This is a genomic window from Paenibacillus sp. MZ04-78.2, assembly GCF_024213375.1.
Classification (GTDB): domain Bacteria; phylum Bacillota; class Bacilli; order Paenibacillales; family NBRC-103111; genus Paenibacillus_G.
The window spans coordinates 24667-44629 of the sequence record NZ_JANAVJ010000006.1; the positions used below are offsets into that span (position 1 = coordinate 24667).

General features: G+C 55.0%; 22 protein-coding genes and 1 pseudogene. 8 read left to right on the forward strand and 15 right to left on the reverse strand.

Annotation, left to right across the window (positions count from 1 at the left end):
- Positions 1 to 38: 38 nt before the first annotated feature.
- Entirely contained in the window at positions 39 to 1439 is a 1401-nt protein-coding gene (locus NLX71_RS06690; protein WP_254362716.1) for a TraB/GumN family protein, read from the reverse strand.
- 332 nt (positions 1440 to 1771) lie between these two features.
- On the opposite strand from NLX71_RS06690, the gene NLX71_RS06695 reads away from it, so the two are divergent.
- From NLX71_RS06695 to NLX71_RS06710, 4 genes are all read left to right on the forward strand, one after another.
- Complete coding sequence (locus NLX71_RS06695) at positions 1772 to 2752, forward strand: ABC transporter permease (RefSeq protein ID WP_254362717.1); 981 nt, start codon at positions 1772 to 1774, stop codon at positions 2750 to 2752.
- Between the two features lies 1 nt (position 2753).
- Entirely contained in the window at positions 2754 to 3635 is an 882-nt protein-coding gene (locus NLX71_RS06700; protein ID WP_254362718.1) for a carbohydrate ABC transporter permease, read from the forward strand.
- 90 nt (positions 3636 to 3725) lie between these two features.
- Positions 3726 to 5261: a type 2 periplasmic-binding domain-containing protein gene (locus NLX71_RS06705; RefSeq protein WP_254362719.1), complete on the forward strand. Its 1536-nt coding sequence runs from the start codon at positions 3726 to 3728 to the stop codon at positions 5259 to 5261.
- 120 nt (positions 5262 to 5381) lie between these two features.
- Entirely contained in the window at positions 5382 to 5834 is a 453-nt protein-coding gene (locus NLX71_RS06710) for a discoidin domain-containing protein (RefSeq protein ID WP_254362720.1), read from the forward strand.
- Positions 5835 to 5879: 45 nt separating this feature from the next.
- Here the strand turns inward: NLX71_RS06710 and NLX71_RS06715 are convergent, their stop codons facing one another.
- Complete coding sequence (locus tag NLX71_RS06715; RefSeq protein WP_254362721.1) at positions 5880 to 6344, reverse strand: hypothetical protein; 465 nt, start codon at positions 6342 to 6344, stop codon at positions 5880 to 5882.
- Between the two features lie 206 nt (positions 6345 to 6550).
- Here NLX71_RS06715 and NLX71_RS06720 point away from each other — a divergent pair, with 206 nt between their 5' ends.
- Positions 6551 to 7084 carry a TlpA family protein disulfide reductase gene (locus tag NLX71_RS06720; RefSeq protein WP_254362722.1) on the forward strand — a complete coding sequence of 178 codons (534 nt, stop codon included), beginning with the start codon at positions 6551 to 6553 and terminating at the stop codon, positions 7082 to 7084.
- A 69-nt stretch (positions 7085 to 7153) separates the two neighbouring features.
- Here the strand turns inward: NLX71_RS06720 and NLX71_RS06725 are convergent, their stop codons facing one another.
- The 13 genes and pseudogenes from NLX71_RS06725 to NLX71_RS06785 all read right to left on the reverse strand — a co-directional run bounded on the left by NLX71_RS06725 (position 7154) and on the right by NLX71_RS06785 (position 17939).
- Complete coding sequence (locus NLX71_RS06725; RefSeq protein ID WP_254362723.1) at positions 7154 to 8368, reverse strand: ABC transporter permease; 1215 nt, start codon at positions 8366 to 8368, stop codon at positions 7154 to 7156.
- A 1-nt stretch (position 8369) separates the two neighbouring features.
- Positions 8370 to 9056 carry an ABC transporter ATP-binding protein gene (locus NLX71_RS06730; RefSeq protein ID WP_254362724.1) on the reverse strand — a complete coding sequence of 229 codons (687 nt, stop codon included), beginning with the start codon at positions 9054 to 9056 and terminating at the stop codon, positions 8370 to 8372.
- Positions 9056 to 9904: a hypothetical protein gene (locus NLX71_RS06735; protein ID WP_254362725.1), complete on the reverse strand. Its 849-nt coding sequence runs from the start codon at positions 9902 to 9904 to the stop codon at positions 9056 to 9058. The genes NLX71_RS06730 and NLX71_RS06735 overlap by 1 nt, the downstream gene beginning before the upstream one ends.
- A 57-nt stretch (positions 9905 to 9961) precedes the next feature.
- Positions 9962 to 12013 (reverse strand): alkaline phosphatase, encoded by a 2052-nt coding sequence (locus NLX71_RS06740; RefSeq protein WP_254362726.1) that lies wholly within the window; start codon positions 12011 to 12013, stop codon positions 9962 to 9964.
- Between the two features lie 302 nt (positions 12014 to 12315).
- Entirely contained in the window at positions 12316 to 13158 is an 843-nt protein-coding gene (locus NLX71_RS06745; RefSeq protein ID WP_254362727.1) for an Rpn family recombination-promoting nuclease/putative transposase, read from the reverse strand.
- Between the two features lie 74 nt (positions 13159 to 13232).
- Positions 13233 to 13706: a VanZ family protein gene (locus tag NLX71_RS06750; protein ID WP_254362728.1), complete on the reverse strand. Its 474-nt coding sequence runs from the start codon at positions 13704 to 13706 to the stop codon at positions 13233 to 13235.
- A gap of 7 nt (positions 13707 to 13713) precedes the next feature.
- Positions 13714 to 14685, reverse strand: a complete 972-nt coding sequence (locus NLX71_RS06755; protein ID WP_254362729.1) for a hypothetical protein — start codon at positions 14683 to 14685, stop codon at positions 13714 to 13716.
- 325 nt (positions 14686 to 15010) lie between these two features.
- Entirely contained in the window at positions 15011 to 15580 is a 570-nt protein-coding gene (locus NLX71_RS26780; RefSeq protein WP_309248922.1) for a GNAT family N-acetyltransferase, read from the reverse strand.
- Positions 15581 to 15778: a hypothetical protein gene (locus NLX71_RS06765; protein WP_254362731.1), complete on the reverse strand. Its 198-nt coding sequence runs from the start codon at positions 15776 to 15778 to the stop codon at positions 15581 to 15583.
- A gap of 27 nt (positions 15779 to 15805) precedes the next feature.
- Positions 15806 to 16501 (reverse strand): annotated as a pseudogene (locus tag NLX71_RS06770) (histidine phosphatase family protein).
- On the reverse strand, positions 16458 to 16982 hold the full coding sequence (locus NLX71_RS06775) for a hypothetical protein (RefSeq protein WP_254362732.1): 525 nt from the start codon (positions 16980 to 16982) through the stop codon (positions 16458 to 16460). Before NLX71_RS06775 ends, NLX71_RS06770 begins: the two are co-directional and overlap by 44 nt.
- 4 nt (positions 16983 to 16986) lie before the next feature.
- Positions 16987 to 17502, reverse strand: a complete 516-nt coding sequence (locus NLX71_RS06780) for a GNAT family N-acetyltransferase (protein WP_254362733.1) — start codon at positions 17500 to 17502, stop codon at positions 16987 to 16989.
- Complete coding sequence (locus NLX71_RS06785) at positions 17499 to 17939, reverse strand: GNAT family N-acetyltransferase (protein WP_254362734.1); 441 nt, start codon at positions 17937 to 17939, stop codon at positions 17499 to 17501. Before NLX71_RS06785 ends, NLX71_RS06780 begins: the two co-directional genes overlap by 4 nt.
- Positions 17940 to 18212: 273 nt before the next feature.
- On the opposite strand from NLX71_RS06785, the gene NLX71_RS06790 reads away from it, so the two are divergent.
- The 3 genes from NLX71_RS06790 to NLX71_RS26995 are packed head-to-tail and all read left to right on the forward strand — an operon-like array spanning position 18213 to position 19960.
- A complete protein-coding gene (locus tag NLX71_RS06790; RefSeq protein WP_254362735.1) occupies positions 18213 to 19214 on the forward strand; it encodes a PHP domain-containing protein in 1002 nt (333 codons plus the stop codon).
- A 12-nt stretch (positions 19215 to 19226) separates the two neighbouring features.
- Positions 19227 to 19448, forward strand: coding sequence for an MgtC/SapB family protein (locus NLX71_RS26990; protein ID WP_375377892.1), 222 nt, complete (start codon positions 19227 to 19229; stop codon positions 19446 to 19448).
- Positions 19445 to 19960, forward strand: coding sequence for an MgtC/SapB family protein (locus NLX71_RS26995; protein WP_375377893.1), 516 nt, complete (start codon positions 19445 to 19447; stop codon positions 19958 to 19960). The genes NLX71_RS26990 and NLX71_RS26995 overlap by 4 nt, the downstream gene beginning before the upstream one ends.
- Positions 19961 to 19963 lie beyond the last annotated feature (3 nt).

Genomic DNA, 19963 nt, shown 5'->3' on the forward strand with positions numbered 1-19963 from the left:
GGCCGGACCCTGTTTTGATTGAAAAACCTTCGATCCCTTTATTTAACAAATTGCACGTCGTAGCCTTTTTGCTTCAATTGATCGATAACCATATCTTTCATCGCATAGTGCGCTGCACCGACGACGACAAAGTAGGTGGATTTACCGTCTTTTTCCAACAATTCCGCCAGTTTTTTCGTCATGTTCTTGTCCCGTTCCCCTAACAGCCTTTGAGCCATCTCGCTTTGGGTAAACTGCTGCGAAGCGGAGAAAGACTGGCTAAAGCCGTCCAAGTCCCCCTTGGTCCACAGCTGCTGCCACTGCTTGAATTGTGCGGCGGCATCCGGAGCGTTAGCGTCAGGCGATAACAGATGGTCCAGCATCGCGTTCAATTCTTTCTCCTGCTCTTGTGGAGAAGCGCTACTTAGAACATCGCCTTGCAGCTTAAAGCCTTCCAGCTCCTGAACCGGTTTTCCGGCCAGCTTGGCACTCGACAGGAAGTACATATCGACACCCAAAGCGGTCGCCTGTGCCAACTCCTTAGGAGATTTCATAAGCGTAGTAAGGGACAGGTTGGAGGTGATCACCCAAGGCTTCAACTGATCGAAAGCTTGCTTGGACAGCCCCAATTTGTCGATCACGCGCTCCAGCTTTTCGTACGTTTCTTTGGATACGTGGTCCTTCAGCGTCGTGCCGTCGTTATAGCTCGTCAGACCGGTAAAATACTCCAACCCCGCTGTGTCGTTCGGCATGAGATCCACTTCAACCAACAGCGCGTCGGACGACTGGAAGGCATCCTTGATTTGCTTTCGCAGCGGATACATCTCCGGAGTCCCCAAGTGAACCGATCCGAGCAAATACAGCGTATTGTTCCCCTTCGTCACTTTCCAGAAAAGCCCTTTGGCCCCGCCATCGGCGGTTTCATACGCATATTCGATGACCCGGCTGGCCAGCACGACCGCCTGCTCAACGGTACTTGGTTGATCCAGCTCCAGACCGCTGCCGGTTCCTTGGACGATGCCTATTTTCTGCAAATACGGAACTGGCGCAGCGTCTTTATCCATCTCGAAGGCTGTCGGCAGCTCGTACTGCTTTAACAAACCGAACAAAGATTGCAGAACGGTATCTCTGGTTATCGATGCAGTTCCCGATGGTAGCGTGAAATCGCCCTTTTTGCTTAATCCCAGCGCATCCAGTTTCGTTCCGGTCGCTTGAACTAACGCTTGAAATCTATCAGGGGCAATCGGCTTCTGAAAGGTTCCGTCATAGTACCAGGACAGCGGGAAAATGCCGTATTTTTCGCCTTCGTTCAGTGCGCTTACAGACCATTTGCTGATCTGAGGCGTAACCTGCGGTGCTTCGTTTGCTAGAGCCGGTATGATCGTTCCGAGCATCGAGGTGACCGCGAGCAATCCCCCGGCCAGACTGCGTTTCCACTTGTTCCAAGTTCCAGATTTCATGCGAAGTTGCCTCCCGGATGTATGTAGTAGAATCATAGATAAAAGCAGTACTGATTATAGACCTTTCGGCTGGGAAACTCAACCATGGGCTGGAAAACGCGGGCTGCGGTCGTGCTCATTTTTTGTAACGCCGGCGAAGTTAAGAAGTGGGCATGAAGTGCGTAAATCGTGCACAGGCGCGTCTTTTCGGCATCTGTCGCGAGGGGAGATGCTCCTTTTTTGCCCGGCGACCGCCCCAAGAATTGCGCCTTGTCGCCGCCTCCGCTTCACTATACGATGCAGACATATTCGATCGAAGACGGATTGATCTGACATACGCAGGAGGTGGAAGCATGAGTTCATCCGAAACGGAAGCGGTTCGCGGTGGCTTGCGGAAGAGCGGAGCCGGGCGGAAAACAAACGGCTTCATTAAGGAATGGGCGGTCGCTTTGCGAAGAGACAAAGGCTTATACTTGCTCGCGGCGCCGGGATTGCTGTTTTTTCTCGTGTTCAAATATTTCCCGATTTGGGGATTGGCTCTGGCCTTCAAGGATTACTCGCCTTGGAGCGGCTTCTGGGGGAGCGAATGGGTAGGGTTCAAATATTTCCAGGAATTTTTCTCGAACCCCGACTTCTGGATTTTGTTCCGCAACACGATGGGGATCAGCTTCATGAACATTTTATTGTTCTTCCCGATGCCGATCGTGCTGGCGCTGCTGCTGAACGAAGTGCGATTGCTGTTCTTTAAGAAATTTGTGCAAACGGTTATTTACTTGCCTCACTTTTTGTCCTGGGTCGTCATTGTGGGGATCTGCTTCCTGCTGCTCAGCCAAGGCACCGGCGTAGTCAACCAACTGATTACGGAATCCGGGGGCAAGTCGATTGCTTTCTTGACGAACCCGGACGGCTTCTGGCTCATGCTGACCGCGCAGAGCATCTGGAAGGAAGCGGGCTGGGGGACGATTATTTTCCTCGCGGCGCTTACGGCGATTAACCAAGAGCTGTACGAAGCGGCGCAGATCGACGGGGCGAACCGTTGGAAGCAGATGCTGAACATTACGCTGCCGGGCATCCGCAGCACGATCATCGTGCTGTTCATCCTGCGGCTCGGACAAGTGCTGGAGGTCGGCTTCGAGCAAATTTACCTGATGGCAAGCGCGCCGGTATCCAGCGTGGCCGACGTGTTCGACACCTACGTCTACCGCGTAGGCATCCTGAACGGCCGGTTCGGCTATGCGACCGTCGTAGGCGTCTTTAAATCCGTCGTCGGTCTCATCCTCGTCGTTACGGCCAACCGTCTCGCGAAGCGTTTCGGAGAGGAGGGACTATACTAACATGAAAGCATCGGCCTCTTACCGTTTTTTTCAAGCGGCGAATTATGTGCTGTTGACCGTCATCTCGCTGCTGACGCTGCTGCCGTTTCTGTACGTGGTGATCATCTCGTTTACCGACGCGAACGAGTACGTGACGAAGTCGGTCGTTATTTTTCCGGAAAAATGGAGTCTCGACTCGTACCGGTACATTTTGTCGACGGGGACGTTCATCCGATCGATGGGAATCAGCGCAGTGCTGGCCGTTGTCGGCACCTTACTCAGTCTTGTGGTGACCAGTTCGCTCTCGTATGTGCTGTCGCGCAAACGGCTGAAGGGAAAGCAGTTTTTCCTCGTGGCGATTTTGCTCACGATGCTGTTTCAGCCGGGGATGATCCCGAACTATATGCTGGTGGACAGCTTGGGCCTTACCAATACGATCTGGGCGCTTATTATGCCGGTGCTGACCGGGGCCTGGTACGTGTTCTTGATGAAAAATTTCTATCAGGACATGCCTTCCGAATTGGAGGAGGCCGCCAACATCGACGGCTGCTCGGACATCGGCGTCTTCTTCCGGGTGATGCTGCCGCTGTCGCTGCCTGCACTGGCCGCCTTCGGACTGTTTTTTGCGGTGGCGTACTGGAATACGTATTTCAGCGCGGTGCTGTACATTAACGACGACTCGCTGCGGCCGATGCAGGTGCTGCTCCAACTGCTGCTGATTCAGGCGTCCACGCAGGTGGCTGACCCGAGCGTTGCGGCCATGATCCAAAGCGAGCAGACCGTGCCGCCCGATGTCATCAAGATGGCTGCCGTCGTCATCTCCTCGCTGCCAATCGTTGTAATTTATCCGTTTTTGCAGAAGTATTTCGTCAAGGGTATGATGGTGGGCTCGGTCAAAGGCTGATGGCATTCAAGTCTGACCGTGTCCGGCCGTTCGCCGATAAAGGACATTTCGCCTCACATGCGGAAACATACTTAAGGGAGGTCATCTTGAATGAAAACGATGAAAACAATCGCAGCGGGCGCTGTATCGGTTGCCCTGGTCGCTTCGCTCGCCGCCTGCGGCGGGAAGACATCCAGCGACGCTCCGGCAGCTCAAGGGGACGGCAAATCCGGCAAGCCGATGGATATCACCATCACGACGATCGCGTTCAGCGCGGCGCCGACAGGGGAGCTGGAAGGGCTCAAGAAGATCGGTGAGAAATTTAACGTCAATCTGAAAATCAATTACATCCCGGCTAACAACATCTCGGAAAAGCTGAACGTGCTGCTGGCGTCGAGCGACATCACCGACGTGATGTTCGTGGAGGACTTCAACACGACGCCGAGCTTCCTGAATGCGATCGACAAAGGCGCGTTCTGGGAACTGACGCCGTTTATCAAAAATTACCCGAACTTATCCAAATATCCGCAAAGTGTTTTTGATAACGCCTCCATTAAAGGCAAGCTGTACTCGCTGCCGCGGGTGCGTCCGCTGGACGGCTCCGAGGCGCTCCTGCTGCGCAAAGACTGGCTCGACAAGCTCGGCATGCAGCCGCCGAAGACGATGGATGAGCTAAATAATGTGCTCACGGCTTTCGCGAAGAACGACCCGGACGGCAGCGGCAAAGCCGACACGTACGGATTGGCGCTATTCGGTTCGCCGGGTCCGGCCGGGTTTCTGGTCAGTATGTTCGGCGGGGGATATGGCTGGCAGAAAGGGGCAGACGGCAGCATCACCCCGAGCTGGATGACGCCGCAGGCGAGAGAAGCGATGCAGTTCTGGAACAAAACGTTCCAATCCGGAGGCATCGTGCCGGATCTGCCGGTCATGAAGAGCCAGCAGGTGCGCGACATGCTCGTTCAAGGAAAAGCCGGAGCGGCGATCACGAACGTTTATGATGCTTATAAATTCAACCAAGACTTGAAAAAAGCGAATCCGAACGCCAACCTGGTGGCCTATGAGATTCCGAAGGCTGCGGACGGCAAGGCGCATTACGAGCAAGCCATCGGCTTTTACGGCCAATTCCTCGTCAGCAAGAAAGTAAGCGAGGAGAAGCTGAAGCGCATTATGGAAGTGTACGATTATACCGCGACCGAGGAAGGCTATAATTTGGGAACATACGGCATCAAGGATACGGACTACACGATCGGCGCGGACGGAGCGGTCACGCAAACGGAAGAAGGCAAGAAGAAAGGCTATTCGGGCGACACCACCGGCCAATGGTTAACCGGTTATTATAATAAATACCAGCGTGCCAGCGTGCCGGGCATGCCGGCTGATGTCCTCGAATACAATAAAAAACTGATCGATACCATCGCGGGACAATCTGCGCCGAATCCGGAATTCGGACTGCCGAAATCGGCGCCGTTCAAGGAAAAAGGAGCCGACTGGAACAAAAAGATCAACGATATGACGATCAACGTCATTATCGGCAAAGCGACGATCGAGGATTGGGACAAATTCGTCAAGATGATGAAGGACGATCCAGGCTATCAAAGCCACATCAAGGAAATGAACGACAGCTTTAAAGCCAAGGGTCAAAAGTAATCTGCAGAGGAACGAATCACGCTTGTCAAGCCCGCCTGTACTCCCAAACGGAGTGGCAGCGCGGGCTTGGCTGCGAGGTTTCCCCAAAAATTTCGAAGAACGGAAGGAGATTAAGGCAAGATGAAGCATGAACCACCGTTAGCTAAACCGACGGAGCAGCAGCTCCGCTGGCAGGATATGGAGCTCGGGATGTTTTGCCATTTTGGCATCAATACGTTTTGCGATCAGGAATGGGGCGACGGCTCGGACTCGCCTGAGCGGTTCCATCCGACGGCGCTGGATGCGGTTCAGTGGATAAGGACGGCGCTGGACGAGCCTATGGAGCTGGATCATGCGGTGCTCATGGAAGATATCCGGTATGGCGAGCGTATCCGGGAATATTCGCTGGAAGCGATGCTGGACGGACAGTGGGTTGAACTGGTCCGAGGCAGCGCGGTCGGCCATAAGAAGATCGACCGGTTTGCTCCGGTCCGTACGGATCGGATTCGTCTGAACGTACTGGACAGCGCCGCCGTGCCGAAAATCCGCTCCATGTCCGTGTATTGCGTTTCCGGAGGGGGACGGAATAAATAGATGCCATCGGCCCCGGCTTGTCCTTACGGTTCCCTCTTATTTCGTTCATTTCTTCCATTTTTTATAATTTAAAATGAAATTGTTTTTTTCCGTATGTACGCGATACTGGTGCAAGTTGGCCTTGACCGTTCGCGATCCGTCCGTTCCAACTTTAATTCTGAGCGACTTGACGCTGGCCTCGACCGGAATGACCAAGTATCCGTGATGGGATTTGTCCATTTCAAATGCTTGCTCGGAACCATCCGGAAACACGGCTGTAAATGTGGCATCCGCGTTGGAGCTGATCACGACCCGATAAATCGCACCGTCTACACTGGGTTTCAGCTCCTCTTTTCCGTCCCCGGATGTAAAGAAGAAGCTGCCCTCTTTCGAGGTTTCAACAGAAAAATAATCCATAACATCATTGGACTTGTTCCTTATGCCCGGTGGGTCGTTCTGGGGCTCGTAGGCGTAAGCCGCTGTCGATCCGGTCAAAAAGAGACACGATGCCAATAGTAAAAGTTTTTTCATTTGCTTTTCCACCCCTGAAAATAATGTTTTAGCTCAAACCCGGCTCAATTATGGTAGTTGATCTTGTTCCAAGCCTCCGTATGCTTCGTCTCGGGGCTGTAGCAACACACCTGATTTTACCATTTGAGATCATTCTTTTACAAACATTGATGTTGACATTCGGAAAACAATCTTCCGATACAATAAAGGGGACAGGCTGGACAAAGATGGACGGTGACGAAGAAACGATGAAAAGAAAAGGGATGCTGCTTCTTCTGGTCGCGCTGGTATCCTTGGCGCTGTATTCCAAGTTCCCGGCTCGTCCCGGGACGGCGGCGAAGATTGGGGTCCAGGCGCCCGCATTCGTGCTCACGGCGCTGGATGGACAAACGTACACAACGGAGCAATTTCGCGGCAAGCCATTGATCGTCAATTTCTGGGCTTCGTGGTGCGAGCCGTGCAAAGTGGAGGCTCCCGCGCTGGTCCGGCTGTATGAGCGGTATCAGGACCAAGTTGAGTTGGTGGCGGTTAACATAACGGCCAAGGACCGGATCGAATCCGTCCGGGCGTTCGTCTCGGAGCATGGTCTGCCGTTTCCGGTGCTGCTCGATGAACGGGCGGAGACGGCCCAGGCGTACCGTATCGTGCCGATCCCGACAACTTATCTGGTGGACCGCAGCGGGATGATCACGGATAAAATTACCGGTGCTGCCGACTATGCCACTTTTGAGAAAAAAATAACGGCGCTGCTGCAGCGCTAAAACGGCGAATCGCCCTCCTCCAGCCTTTTCCGAGCTGAAGCGAGGGCGATGGTCGTTTTACATGTTTTATTATACCGTGTGCAAATAACGGGCCGTTTCCGTCCGGTAAGCGCTGATGGCGGGGAGAATGCCCGCGAACATGCCCAGCAGCGCAACGCCCCCGATAACGGCAGCTACGTCCCAGCTGTACGCGACCGCGACGGTCACGGATATTTGCGAGCCGATATAGTCCGACAACAGCCAAGTGAGTCCGCCGCCGAGCGCCGTGCCGAGCGCGCAGCCGAAGACGACCACCAGCACGGATTCGAGCAGCACGATCGTGACGACGGCGCTGCGGCCTGCGCCGATGGCGCGCAGGATGGCGACGGTCCGCCTTCGTTCCACGGTGGAGCCGTAGAGGGCCAGAACGACGGTCAGCCCGGCCATGCCCAGAACGACGTAGCTGATATATTTCAAAATTTGTTCGCCGCTGCCCATCATATCGAAGATTTTGGCGATGACTTGTCCGGGAAACACCGCCTGCGCCTCTTTGCCCTGGTTGATCTCCTGATACATCTTCATCAGATCCACATAGCTTCGCGGCTTCACTAAAGCGGCGGTCACGCCATGCTCGTCTTCATCGTGCTTCTGCTCCCCCGCATGCTCATGGCTGACCCAGTAGCTGTCCATGCTGACGTAGATGCCTTGATCCGAGGGGGCCGATACGCTGTTAAGTATGCCGACGACCGTGTAAGGATAGTCCTTGTGGCCTTCGTCGTGCTGCAAAGATTTGGCGACGCCGTGACCCGAAATGAGCTGATCCCCGACCTTCAGCCCGATTTCCTTGGCGACCTTGGCGCCAAGCACCGCTTCGAATGGCTTGTCGAACAGCCGCCCGGCCGCGAGCTGAAAATAAGGCGGGTCGCTGGGCTTTCCTTTCAACGCGAAGAAGGAAGGGGTCGTGCCGACGAGCCGGAACCCTTTATAATTGTCGCCGAGCGCAAACGGAACCGCCTGCGTGACCCGGGGATCGTTTTCAAGCGTGCGGTAATAGTTCAGCGAAATGTTCGCCAAAGGGTTATCCATCAAAAAGATCGTGTTGAACACGAGCTGATTGGCGCTGCCCTTGGAGCCGACGATCATGCCGAACGGCTCGCTTGCTTTGACGATACCTTGCTTGATGCCTGCGGAGAGCATCATGATGCTGAGCGTCATCGCGACGCCGATGCTGACGACGATGACGGTAATAAGCGTTTGGACCCGCCGGTTCATGAGGTTGCGCCAAGCCATGTGCAGCAAAGACATGTTACCCGACCTCTCTGGTATCGTAAATGGAAAGCTCCCGGAGGCTCACGACGCGGTCCAGTCTGCCGGCCAGCTCCGGGTCGTGAGTGCACAGCAGCAGGGCCGTTCCGTTCTGCTCGCAAGCTTCGGCCAGCAGCGAGAACACCTGCTCCGCATTGGCGTGGTCCAGACTGGCCGTGGGCTCGTCCGCCAGCACAAGGGCCGGGCGGTTCGCCAGTGCTCGCGCGATGGAGACGCGCTGCTGCTCGCCGCCGCTGAGCTGGCCCGGCTTGTGGTGAAGCCGGTGCTCAAGGCCGACCTGCGTCAGCAGCTCGCCGGCACGCTGTTTTTGCGCCTTCGGCGGGATGGTTTTGCCGAACTGCATGGCCGCCAGCACGTTCTCCAGCGCAGAAAAGCCCGGCAGCAGGTTGAAGCTCTGGAACACGTAGCCGATATGCTGCGCGCGGAAACGGTCCAGCTCCGCTTCGCTCAACCGTTCGAGCTGTCGGTCCAGCAGGCGGATGGTGCCGCTTGTAGGCCGCAGGATACCGGCGATGAGCTGAAGCAGGGTGCTTTTGCCCGAGCCGCTCGGTCCGACCAAGGCCACCCGTTCGCTTGTGTTCATGGCAAAATGGGCGATGTTCAGCACGTTCACCTGCCGCTTGCCCGGGAGGGGGTACGTCTTGGTCAAGTTCTCGGCATGCAGCATTACTTCAGCACCTCCACGATGTCCGCGTTGATGCGGATCAGGCTGACGAAGCCGGTCTCTTCGTCCGTTTGCGAGCCGACACTGAGCGTGCCCGTCACTTTGACCTGATGCTCCGTCGGCGTTACGTCCTTGCCCTTGGGCATAAAGACGACGACGATATCCGTCGGCCAGTCCGCATCCGTCGAACAGAACGGGCAGACAGTGAGCGCAACTTTGGTCAGCACGAAAAAGTTGACTTTGGCGGTTAACGGCGGGGCCATGAAGCCGGTCATTTCTACTTTTTTGCCAGCCAGTTGGTTCACTTTATCCGAAAGTTTAACGCCGCGTACCGTCATCTCGGCGTACAGGTCATCGAACGTCAAAATAGGCGTTTTGCCCGCTTCCTTCACGATATTTTTCGTCGCCGCAGGTTTAGCTTGCTTGGACGCCGCTTGTTCAGCCGCTGCTTGCGGGCCGCCGGGCCCCGTAGCCGCATCGCCCGCGGGGGCCGTGCCTGCGGGCACAGTGCCTGCTGCCCCGGGAGCGGCCATCGCACTGCCCGCTGCGCCTGCGCTCGGACTTCCTGCCGCGGTCTGCTCGCCGCCCGCTTGCCCTGCATCCGCCGCCACTGGCTGAGCGGCTTTGCCCGCCTCTCCCGCGCCAGCGGCCTCCGCTCCCGCGCCAGCCTGCTTCGGCTGCGTTCCGGCAGCCGAAGTCTCCGCCGCCGGGGCGGACGCTGCCGCCGAAACGGAAGAATCAACCGGCCCCCCGGAAGACAGGGGAACCGGTTGATTGCAGCCGGGAACGAGGAGCATAACGGCGATCAGGCTGGCGGTTAAGGCGGTCATGCCTCTTGGTTCAAGCCGCATGGATAACGCCTCCATTCACTCCGTAATTTCCATGTGTGTTGATCTCGCGCGCCTTGCTTATTTCGCGAGCACTTCCAAAATGGAGCTGCCGGACACAAATGTTGTGCCGTTCTCGAATCTATGCTCCAACGCGAAGTCTTTGCCGTTTTTGGTCGCTTTGCCGCTGTTCAGATTCAAAAGAATTGTGCCGTCGTTGATCTGGATCGTAATTTCTCTTGCCGACGCTTCGTACTTCACCGTGCCGCCCATCATATGGACGAAGTTGGCTAGCGGAATCCAATTTTTGCCGTCGGATTTTGCATCGGATACGTTCAGGCCAAGCGCGTTAGCCATGCCGAAGAACACATCGGTGTTATCCATCGTGCCTTTGAAATATTGCGACCCCGGGCCGTAGGCCATCAGCGGCACGTCGTCGGCCGTATGCACACCTTGGCTATCCGCTGAACTAATGGTGCCCGGCCGCAGGAAACGGTCGCGGTTCGGATCGTCCGGATTCGCCAGCTTGGCCGGATTGGCCACATATTGGCCGTCTTTGTTTTTCACCGTCGGGGAAGTCGGCACTGCATCGAATTTGTAATCCTCATAGTAGTCGGGATGCGAGCCGAACACGACAGCCAGCTTGCGGTCAACGTCCGGCGTGTCCGGGAACCCGTCGCCGTTGCTGTCGACATACGTCGGGAATTTAGAATCCTCGTACGTGCGGAATGCTTCGCGGCCCGACTTGCCGTCGCCTTCCCAGTATGTTCCCGCTACGCTGACGGAGTGCGAATGGTCCGCCGTGACGACGATCATCGTCTCGCCGTTCTGCTCGGCGAACCGCTTGGCTACGCCGATCGCTTTGTCCATCTCGATCGTATCGTAAGCGGCGCGCTCCCAATCCAGCGGGTGAAGCTGTTTGTCGATGCTTGCGCCTTCGACCATCAGGAAGAAGCCTTTATCGTTTTTGTTGAGCGTATCGAGCGCTTTTTGCGTCATGTCCCACAGGTTCGGCTGGTCCGTGAACGATTTCAGCTCCGCTTTGTTGTTCGTCGAGCGGTCGTAGTATACGCTCATGTCCGCCGTGTGGAACAGGCCGAGCAGTTTGTCCGGCGCATTCGCCGCTTTCAGTTGGGTAGCGTTCTCCGCGATCGTGTAGCCTTTTTGCTGGAACATATCGAACAGGTTTTTCTCGTCCTTTCGTTTGGAGCCTGGCGTCGATTTCGGAAGGAAATAAGCCGATCCGCCGCCCAGAATCACTTCCGGCTGCAGCTTGTACAGCATTTCGGCGATTTCCGGCTTGTCCGAGCGTCTGCGCGTATGAGAGACGACGGCCGCCGGGGTGGCATCTTCGATCTCCGATGTCGTAACAACGCCGACCGACATGCCGCGGGTCCGCTTGAGCATTTCCGCCAGCGTCTCGACCTTCGGATCGTCCAGCGAGCTTTCCGTATTGTCCGGATAGATGCCCAGGCCATTCACGGCGGACTTGTGGCCGGTATTGTACGCGCTGGCGCTGTTGGCGGAGTCCGTTACCAGCGCATCCATCCCGGAGGTCGTCACGACCGCGCGCTGATCGAAGTTATCCATTTCGAGCAGACTGTTGTATTTGCCCTCGGTGATGCCTCTGGACATGATGCGGGACATCGTAATATCCGGAAAAGCCATGCCGTCCCCGACGAACAGGATAACGTTTTTCGCTTTTTTGCCGCCTTGGTCGGTGAGCACGACTTCGTATTTCACGGTTTTTGCTAAGCCGTTGTCGGCTTTGACGGAGACTTCATAGGTGCCGGGCTCATTGATTTTGACGTCCCGGATGGTGAATTCCTGGCTTTTGTCCGTGTTGGTTTTGACAAAAGGCTTGCCGAAAAATGGCTCGGCATCTTTGCCGTTCACCGTAATGGTGACGGAGGAAGGCATCGTCGTCAGGTGATTTAATTCCACATGGAAGTCGAAGAGGCTTCCGGCTAAAAATTTCGCTCGGTCGATCGGTGCGATGTACACGGATGGAGCCTGCGCGGTTTCCGCCGCATAAGCCGCCGGTGCGGGCTCGGAGACGAATCCCGTGCCGGTTGCGAGCAGGCTGCCGGTGACCGCGATGGTGGTTAAGACTTTAAAAGCCTTTTTCTTCATTTCAAATAAGCACCTCCACTTGAATTGGACAACTTGATTATAGGGGAGCTGTGTAAAATGGAATGAATGATTACGTTAAGAAATTATGAAGAATTTGATTAGCTGGTCCCAAGACGGGAAAAAGCCTCAGGCAAAGCCTGAGGCAGGAGTACGATGTGATGTGCTATCCGTTTCGGCCGAGAGGGACAAAGAAGCGGAGGGTGAAGATTAAGCCGACTTGCAAGGCAGCGGATGTTTAAGAAAAAACACGTTCTTATGAACGTGTTTTCCTGACGGCAGATGAAATTTTTAGCAAAGGGCAATTAGTGAAGCTGCTCTTTCAATTTTTTTACTTCGCTTTCGGGCAATCCCGTTGCTTTAGCGATTTTAGCCACGTCCATGCCCATTTCCAGCAAGTTTTTGGCTACTTCAATTTCTTTTTCACGTTTTCCTTCTTCTTTAGCTCCATCGATCATAGACGCTTCGTCGTGCAGCGCTTTTTGCCGCATTTCGTACAATCGTCGGGCTTCTTCGTTCTGGCTCAGAAACTCCAGCGTATCCATCGCTTTTTGCAATGTTGGCTCGTTCATGGCGATGACCTCCCATAGTTCTTGTTTATCTACGCCTTTCAGGAACAACAGCCATTTCACTAGCTTATCCGATAGGCTGGCCCTTTGCGATTGCAGCTTGGGCAGCTCCATGAAATGAATCTCGATATCATCGGTAAGCCTCAAGCCGGTATGGTGTTCCCGCAAATGAAAAAGGTTATAGTAACGATCATTGGGGATAAAGTTGAAATTTAAGATGTTGATGGTGATGGTCTTTTTTAAATCTTTATATTTTTGTCCTTCTTCAAGCTGGCTGGAATACATTTTGCTCCAATAATACAGCGTCCGTTTCTCTATATCGTACCGGTTGAACAGTTGAATTTCGATGTTCACTTGCTTTCCATCCGCTGTGCGGGCATGAAGATCGAGAATCGATTGCTTGTCGTGCAGCGCGTTTTTATCAATATACGGATTGAGGATCTGAATGTCCGTGATCGGAGAAGGCTCGCTTTCTCTCAAGGTCACATTTAAAAAATCCAGCAGTACGTCTTTATTTTCTTCGACACCGAAAATGCGTTTGAAAACGAAATCGACTTTAGGATCAAGTCTGTTGGTCATCCTCTCAACTCCATTTCCTCTGCCTCATTATTATACCACGATGGAAAACGTTCAGACACATGGACAAAATATTCTCATACCATAGAAATACCGGACGATCCTTTGTGGCGCTTCCTGCCGAACGCAACCCTGTACAGCATGTACCCGAGAGAGGCGCTCGCGTAGTTAAGAATCACGTCGTCGATATCGCCGGAACCGACGCGCAATACCGTCTGCAGAAGCTCGATGACGATCAGCGAAATGATGAAGCCAAGCGAAAAACCGAGAAACGTCCGGCATCTCCGGAATAAGAGCGGCAGCAAAATTCCGAAGGGGATAAACATCCCGATGTTGCCACCCAGATTGATAAGCACAACGGATAAAGCGATGGAGTCAAAATGAATAAAATAATAGCCGATCGTGCGAAAAGGATGCAGGTTGTACCGAAGCTCGTCCGCATGAACCGTCCGCCCGAATCCGACAAACATCATGTACAGCATGCAGGACGTATACAAAATGAATGCGGTGGCGGCCCATGGATTGCGTTTTCCCCTCTTTTTTCTCCTCATGGTGTCGCTACCGCCCCTGGCCTTCTTCGCAAAGACCGATCAAGTGCTCCGCTTGTTTCATTAAGGTGTGTATCTGCTCCTCCGAATACGTTTGGAAACCTAGCGTAACAAGGTGCGCCCGCATCGCTTCAGGCAGTTCCCGGACATGCTGTTCTAACGTTTGGCCGTCGTCGAGGGCGAGATAGCACCAGAAGGCCTCGGCATAAAGCTGCCATGCGAGATTATCCGGGTCGCCTGCTTCCTTGTACCGTGCCGCCTTGCGGGCCGTGAGCTCGTCTTGAACAGATTGCAGCTCAAAGGCATCCGCATCGCCGCTCCGCTTGCGCAAGTATGCGCGGTAAGCCTGAAGCGACGTGAGCAGTTTATCGGGATCAATGCTGCCTGCACCGAACCGAATCTCGCGGTAGGCCGGGTACAGGTCCAGTCGTCTCATGATCGGCAGCAATCCTCCGGTCGACATTGCGCCATGGACAAAATAAGCGTAGACCATCGCCGCTTCCCCCCAAACGGCATCAGCGGCAAAGCTGGCCGTTATCCGTTCTTGGGCGTCTAGACTTTCCTGAAGCCAAGCTTGATGCTCGGCGATCGCGGCTTTGGCCTGCGACAGCATCCGTTCTCTGCCTTGCGGAGATTGAAAATACGCCGAAGCCTCGGTGATCAAAGCTTGCAGCAGTCCCGAAGGGTCCGAAACGATGCGTGCCTCCTCCAGAAAGCGGAAATCCCACGGGGAACCGATAATTTGCTCCATTTGCGGCAGTGGGTGGACATGGAGCTGAATGACGTGCTCCTGAAATAGCACATTCGCGCTGTAATGCGGCTGTTCTTGGTTCGACGTATAGACATTTAAGTCCAAGTCACTGAACCGGTCCGCTTCACCGCGCCCCACGGAGCCGCCTGCCAAAGCGCCAACCTGCTGCGAGATCGGCTGCCGATGCGCATATTGCTGAGCCAGATCGACATAAAACGAAGTATAATTCAATGATGTGACCTCCCGCGAAATAAAAGTAGACGATTTCTAGTACAGAGAGTTGGTTTTAACAAGAGGTTCCGAATCATCACGATAGTTGGCGAATTTAGCGATGCTCGGCTTAGCTCATACGCTTGGCGGAATGGCGCAGCCGGAATATCCGGAGATGGTTGCCGTTTATCGGGGATGAAAGAATCGCTGCAAAATACAATTTTCACCCTTAATCTCTCCTTCAACTCGAACTGTATTTCCCGACGCCGGTAAATCCGGCTTTGGAGCGGGCTCTCCCGCAGGCGCCGGACTTGTCACGCGGCCTCGGATTAAAGCTGTACTCGTTCTAACCCTGCGGCTTCGCGAACGTGCTCCACAGCTTATCGAATTTGGCTTTGGTCAAAATCTCGTGCGTGACAAACCGTCCGTTATAATACGCGCTGTATGTCGTGAAGGCGGTCGGGGCGTTTTGCGCCTGTTCCTTCGTCGTGAGCTTCACGCGTTTTACGGGAATTCCGTACGCCCGTTCAATGGCATCGAGCTCTTCACCAGTATAATGGTCGGTAAAAGGGCACTGGTCCGTATACAGCACGACTAGACCGTTATCGTCCGCAACGGCCTGCTGCTTGGCGCTTTCTCTAAAGCGGGGAAGCGGGGCGTCTGGATCGAACCGCTTGACGAGCAGCTCGAAATAGGGAGGAGCGGTATCGCACACCTCGAACCCATGTTTCACGTAGTATGACTTCTCCGAGAGATAAGGCCGCTTCTTATGGCTCGATGCTGCAACGATGCCCGCTTTGCCCTCCGAGTCTCGGATGCATTCCTGTAAAAGCTGCACTCCATATCCTTGTCCCTTGTAGCTTCCGGACACCCAAAAGCAGTTGATAAACGTATAGTTTGGAGCATCGATTGGCACCTAAGCGTTCTCGGCAGGCAAGTATTCGATGAACACTTTTCCTTTGGCGTCCAGCTTTTTTAAGACAAGCCCTTCTTGAAAACGGCAAGCCAGCCATTCTTTCTTCAGGCTGACGCCGCGCTGGGCTTTTTTGTCCGACATGGCGCAACAGATGTGCTCCCGAGCGATATTATCAGAGGTAACTTGTACGATGCTCATTCTCAGACCTCCCGGATCATGCGTCGTTTATCCTTCTACAGGCTGAAACGCTCCCTGATAATGGCTGATGTCGCCGTGCAGCTTAATGTCCGGCTTGCCGTCCTCAGTAAATTCGATCTTACACAGGCAGGCCGGATGTATGTACGGCAGCTCCCATAATTGCTCGATCGGCCTTTGCTCGAAAGCGGCCATCAACAATTTGACCACGACGGTATGGGTGACGATCAGCACGGCCTGCCCGGCATGGTCGCGCAGAATGTGCCGGAGCTTGCCGAGGGCGCGCTGCTCCACCTCCGCGAACGTCTCCGCTTGAGCGGCGCGGAAGCGGTCCGGCTGACGCCAGAAGTGCTCGTAAGCCTCCGGGCAGCGCTCCGTAATTTCGGCAGCAGTCTGTCCTTCCCATTCGCCCAGATTGATTTCCTTCATCTCGTCGCATTCCGTTATGGCAATCGGCCGGCCTCCGCGGATTAGCTCGGCGGTCTTGACGGCCCGGGGGCTGGAGCTGCTGTAAATCCAATCGAGCGGCTGCTCCAGCAGCGCTTCACCCAGCCAACGAGCCTGTTTCACGCCAAGCTCCGTCAGCGGAGAATCCTGATGACCTTAAAACCGGTGCTCCACGTTCCATTCCGTCTGGCCGTGCCGGACCAAATATATCGTTGTTTTGTTCATCCCGCGCCTCCTAGCTGATCCAATGATCGGAAAGCTTAACGATTTCCCAGCCATCCTTCGTTTTCTTCCAAGTGGCGGTCATTCCTGCGGCGCCTAACGGAGAGCGGTATTTCCCGCCGGTGACCGTCACGCTGTCCGGCGAATGAATTTCCAGTTTCTCAATATTGAGCAGGATGCCGTAGAGGCTGTTCGTTTTCGGGTCCAGCTTGTTTTTCTCCTTTAATTGTTGATAGGAGTCGAATAGAATCTCCACGCCGTATTTCGTATGAAAATGATGGATAAGTTCGTTTCGCTCGCCTTCGGACAGCTTCCAGTCTGTCATCTGCCAATCCAAAGAAATAAATTGCATCTTGGAGTCCAGACTTGGCTCCAGGTCCATCAGCTTTTCAAACGCATGCGTTAATAAGGAAACCTTAGACGTGAAATGATCCGGTGCCGCCTGGTTGGTTTGCGCGGGATGCGTGACGGCCTCTGGCGTCGTCGTAACCGGCTGGATGACCAGCAGCCATGCGAGAAGGAGCAGTAGATGATTCATGGCGCTACACCTCGACCTCCTTATAATAAAATACGGTATCGTTCAGGCTGCCGTCCGCGGAGCGTGCGTAGCGGGGAATGCGTCCCGCCTCCACATACCCGAGCGACCGATACAGCAGGTTGGACGGATCGCCTGCGCGCGTATCGAGCACAAGCAGCGTTCGGTTTTCGGTGCGGGCCCGCTCTTCGGCGGCCAGCATCAGGGCGCGGGCGATGCCGTTTCTGCGGCTGTGGGTATGGACCATAAGTTTGGCGACTTCCGCCCGGTGGGCGGCATTCTTTTTTTGCGCTAGCTGGAGCTGCACGGCGCCGACAATCGTCTGATCGAGCTTGGCCGCCCACAAGACGACTCCCGGCTCCAGCGCGCTTTTCCAATAATCCACTGCTTCTTCCTTGCTTAACGGCGGCAAAAAGCCGACCGAAGCGCCGCTCTCCACGGTATCGATCAGCAGCTCGGCCAACTGCTCCAACGATTCCGGATCGTATGCCCGGATTTCAACGATTTCCAAGGAACGGCTCATCCTTCCTGTCCCTCCTCTGCTTCAACCGCATAGGTGCAGCGAAACCGCTCCACACCCGAATAGTTTTCGCCCAGACTGACGATCTCGAACCCGATGTTCCGGTAAAAATCGACCGTGTCCTCATCCGTTTCCGCGACGATTTCGGCAGGGCCTTTGAGGTGGATCAACTCCAAAATTTGGCCACGGCCATAGCCTTGTCCCCGGTAGTCCGGCTGGACCGCAATGTGTCGCAGCTCCATCACGCGCCCGGGATTGATCCGGAAGCCGACGAGGCCGAGCAGGTTCCCGTCCTTTTCGTAGCCGTACAATTCAAGCTCTTCGCTGCGCTTGTAGTCGCTTAAGGTTTGCTCCAGCCGAGCCGGGTCCGGAAAAATGGAATATTCGAGAAGCTCCGCGATTTCGGGCTGGTCCAATCTGGATTTGATATCGATTAGCAAGGGGATCGCTCCTTTGGGTGTAGGTTTCGGCTTCGGCAGAAAAACTTTCTTTTATTCAGTATAAAGGACTTGAAAGGTTTTTCCAAAACAATCAATGCTACCATTTAATTTGAGATTGACGGATGATGAAGAAAGGACTACAATAATCAACAATAAACCACAAAAATAAAGTTATATAAACAACAACAAACAAAAAATGACCACCAATCGTCAAAAGCGGAGGAACACTTTTTCGTCGGAGTATTTTAATCGATGGAATGAGGAGGAAGCGGGATGAAGCTGGATTTTCATTTTCACTTGGAGGAGGGGCCGTACTCGACCGGCTGGCTGCAGCGGACGGCGCGGGCGCTGGAGAACGTGCATCGGGAGAGCGGACTGCTGGGCGACCGGCCGCATTCGCTCGAATGGATGAACAAGCTGGGAGAGCTGCTTCAGCAGCGGCTTGCGGCGGGCTGCTTCAGCGAAGAATGGCTCGCGTTCTATTTCGAGCAGGGGAGGCGGCGCGGGATTGAGCGGTTCGGGATGGTGGATCACCTGTACCGGTTTACCGAGTTCCGGCCGTATTACGAACGACATATGATTGTGGACGATACGCCGCTTGGCCGGCGGCAGCGGTACTGGCTGGACCGTGTCTGCGTAAGCTCCATCGAGCCGTATCTTCAGGCGGTGCGCCGGGCGAAGGCCGCGGGCGTGCCCGTATCGCTCGGAGTCGAGGCGGACTTTTTCCCGGGCGGCGAGGCGGAGCTCGGCGAGCTGCTGTCGCAGTACGAGCTGGATTACGTGATCGGGTCGGTTCATTTTCTGGAAGGCTGGGGCTTCGACAACCCGGAAACGCAGGAGCTGTTCAAGGAAAAAGACCTGCTTGCCCTGTATCGGCAATTGTTTGACTACGTGAAAATGGCGGCTTCCAGCGGCTTGTTCGACATTATTGCGCATCTGGACAATCTGAAGGTGTTCAATTACCGGCCGGAGGAGAAACTGCTGCTGCCGATGTACGAAGACGTGGCCCGTACACTCAAGCAGGCCGATGTGGCGACTGAGATCAATACCGGGCTTGCTTACCGGTACCCGGTCAAGGAAGCTTGCCCGAGTCCGGATTTTCTGGACATTTTGCATAAACACGGCATCCCGATTACGTTAAGCTCTGATTCCCATTTTCCGGACGACATCGGGACGCAACTGGACGAGGCGATGGATTTGTTGGCCCGGACCGGGTACAACGAAATCATCTACGTGCACGAGAAGAAACGGATCGCCGTTCCGCTCGGGCGGTAAGGGGAGGTCCCCATGGAACTGTCGTTGACCCCGGATGTGTGGCATATCGGCTACGCGGAGCTGACGCTCCGTATTATTACGGCGCTGGTGCTGGGCGGTCTGATCGGCTTGGAGCGGGAAATTGGCGGGCATTCGGCCGGTTTTCGCACGCATATTCTCGTCTGCATGGGCTCGGCTCTCATTGTGCTGCTGTCGAGCTACGGTTTTTCCGATTTTGCGGGCGAACGAACGTGAGGCTGGACCCGGCCCGTCTCGCTGCTCAGGTGATCAGCGGCATCGGCTTCCTCGGCGCCGGAACGATTCTGCGCACGGGGTCGACTGTGTCGGGGCTGACGACTGCGGCTTCGCTATGGGTCGTGGCGGCTATCGGTCTTGCGGTTGGCGCCGGTTTTTACTACGGAGCCGTCGTTTCGACGGCTGCGGTCATCGTCAGCCTGTTCCTCTTGAACAAGGTGGAGAAGGCGGCTTTGACGAAAACGAAGCGCAAGCGCGAGGTAGAGGTCGAGCTCTGGGACGGGGACGGGAATCTCGGTATGATGCTGAACCGGATCAAGGCTGCAGGCGTTTCCGTCACTGGAGAGCCGGGCGAAGGAAACGGAGAAAGGCTTCCGCAACGCCGTAAGCGTACGCATGGCGCTCAAGACGACGGACGGGCAATACGAGCACGTCGTACAGGAGTTGATCGTGCTTCCGGGTATGGTGAAGGTGGAGACGCCGGGTTGGAAGCCGCTCGAGCCCGGGGATAAAAC

Excerpts from the sequence above, each read along its gene's own strand:
- NLX71_RS06690 (WP_254362716.1), bottom strand. The coding sequence starts at position 1,439 with ATGAAATCTGGAACTTGGAACAAGTGGAAACGCAGTCTGGCCGGGGGA.
- NLX71_RS06695 (WP_254362717.1), top strand. The coding sequence starts at position 1,772 with ATGAGTTCATCCGAAACGGAAGCGGTTCGCGGTGGCTTGCGGAAGAGC.
- NLX71_RS06700 (WP_254362718.1), top strand. The coding sequence starts at position 2,754 with ATGAAAGCATCGGCCTCTTACCGTTTTTTTCAAGCGGCGAATTATGTG.
- NLX71_RS06705 (WP_254362719.1), top strand. The coding sequence starts at position 3,726 with ATGAAAACGATGAAAACAATCGCAGCGGGCGCTGTATCGGTTGCCCTG.
- NLX71_RS06710 (WP_254362720.1), top strand. The coding sequence starts at position 5,382 with ATGAAGCATGAACCACCGTTAGCTAAACCGACGGAGCAGCAGCTCCGC.
- NLX71_RS06715 (WP_254362721.1), bottom strand. The coding sequence starts at position 6,344 with ATGAAAAAACTTTTACTATTGGCATCGTGTCTCTTTTTGACCGGATCG.
- NLX71_RS06720 (WP_254362722.1), top strand. The coding sequence starts at position 6,551 with ATGGACGGTGACGAAGAAACGATGAAAAGAAAAGGGATGCTGCTTCTT.
- NLX71_RS06725 (WP_254362723.1), bottom strand. The coding sequence starts at position 8,368 with ATGTCTTTGCTGCACATGGCTTGGCGCAACCTCATGAACCGGCGGGTC.
- NLX71_RS06730 (WP_254362724.1), bottom strand. The coding sequence starts at position 9,056 with ATGCTGCATGCCGAGAACTTGACCAAGACGTACCCCCTCCCGGGCAAG.
- NLX71_RS06735 (WP_254362725.1), bottom strand. The coding sequence starts at position 9,904 with ATGCGGCTTGAACCAAGAGGCATGACCGCCTTAACCGCCAGCCTGATC.
- NLX71_RS06740 (WP_254362726.1), bottom strand. The coding sequence starts at position 12,013 with ATGAAGAAAAAGGCTTTTAAAGTCTTAACCACCATCGCGGTCACCGGC.
- NLX71_RS06745 (WP_254362727.1), bottom strand. The coding sequence starts at position 13,158 with ATGACCAACAGACTTGATCCTAAAGTCGATTTCGTTTTCAAACGCATT.
- NLX71_RS06750 (WP_254362728.1), bottom strand. The coding sequence starts at position 13,706 with ATGAGGAGAAAAAAGAGGGGAAAACGCAATCCATGGGCCGCCACCGCA.
- NLX71_RS06765 (WP_254362731.1), bottom strand. The coding sequence starts at position 15,778 with ATGAGCATCGTACAAGTTACCTCTGATAATATCGCTCGGGAGCACATC.
- NLX71_RS06775 (WP_254362732.1), bottom strand. The coding sequence starts at position 16,982 with ATGAATCATCTACTGCTCCTTCTCGCATGGCTGCTGGTCATCCAGCCG.
- NLX71_RS06780 (WP_254362733.1), bottom strand. The coding sequence starts at position 17,502 with ATGAGCCGTTCCTTGGAAATCGTTGAAATCCGGGCATACGATCCGGAA.
- NLX71_RS06790 (WP_254362735.1), top strand. The coding sequence starts at position 18,213 with ATGAAGCTGGATTTTCATTTTCACTTGGAGGAGGGGCCGTACTCGACC.
- NLX71_RS26990 (WP_375377892.1), top strand. The coding sequence starts at position 19,227 with ATGGAACTGTCGTTGACCCCGGATGTGTGGCATATCGGCTACGCGGAG.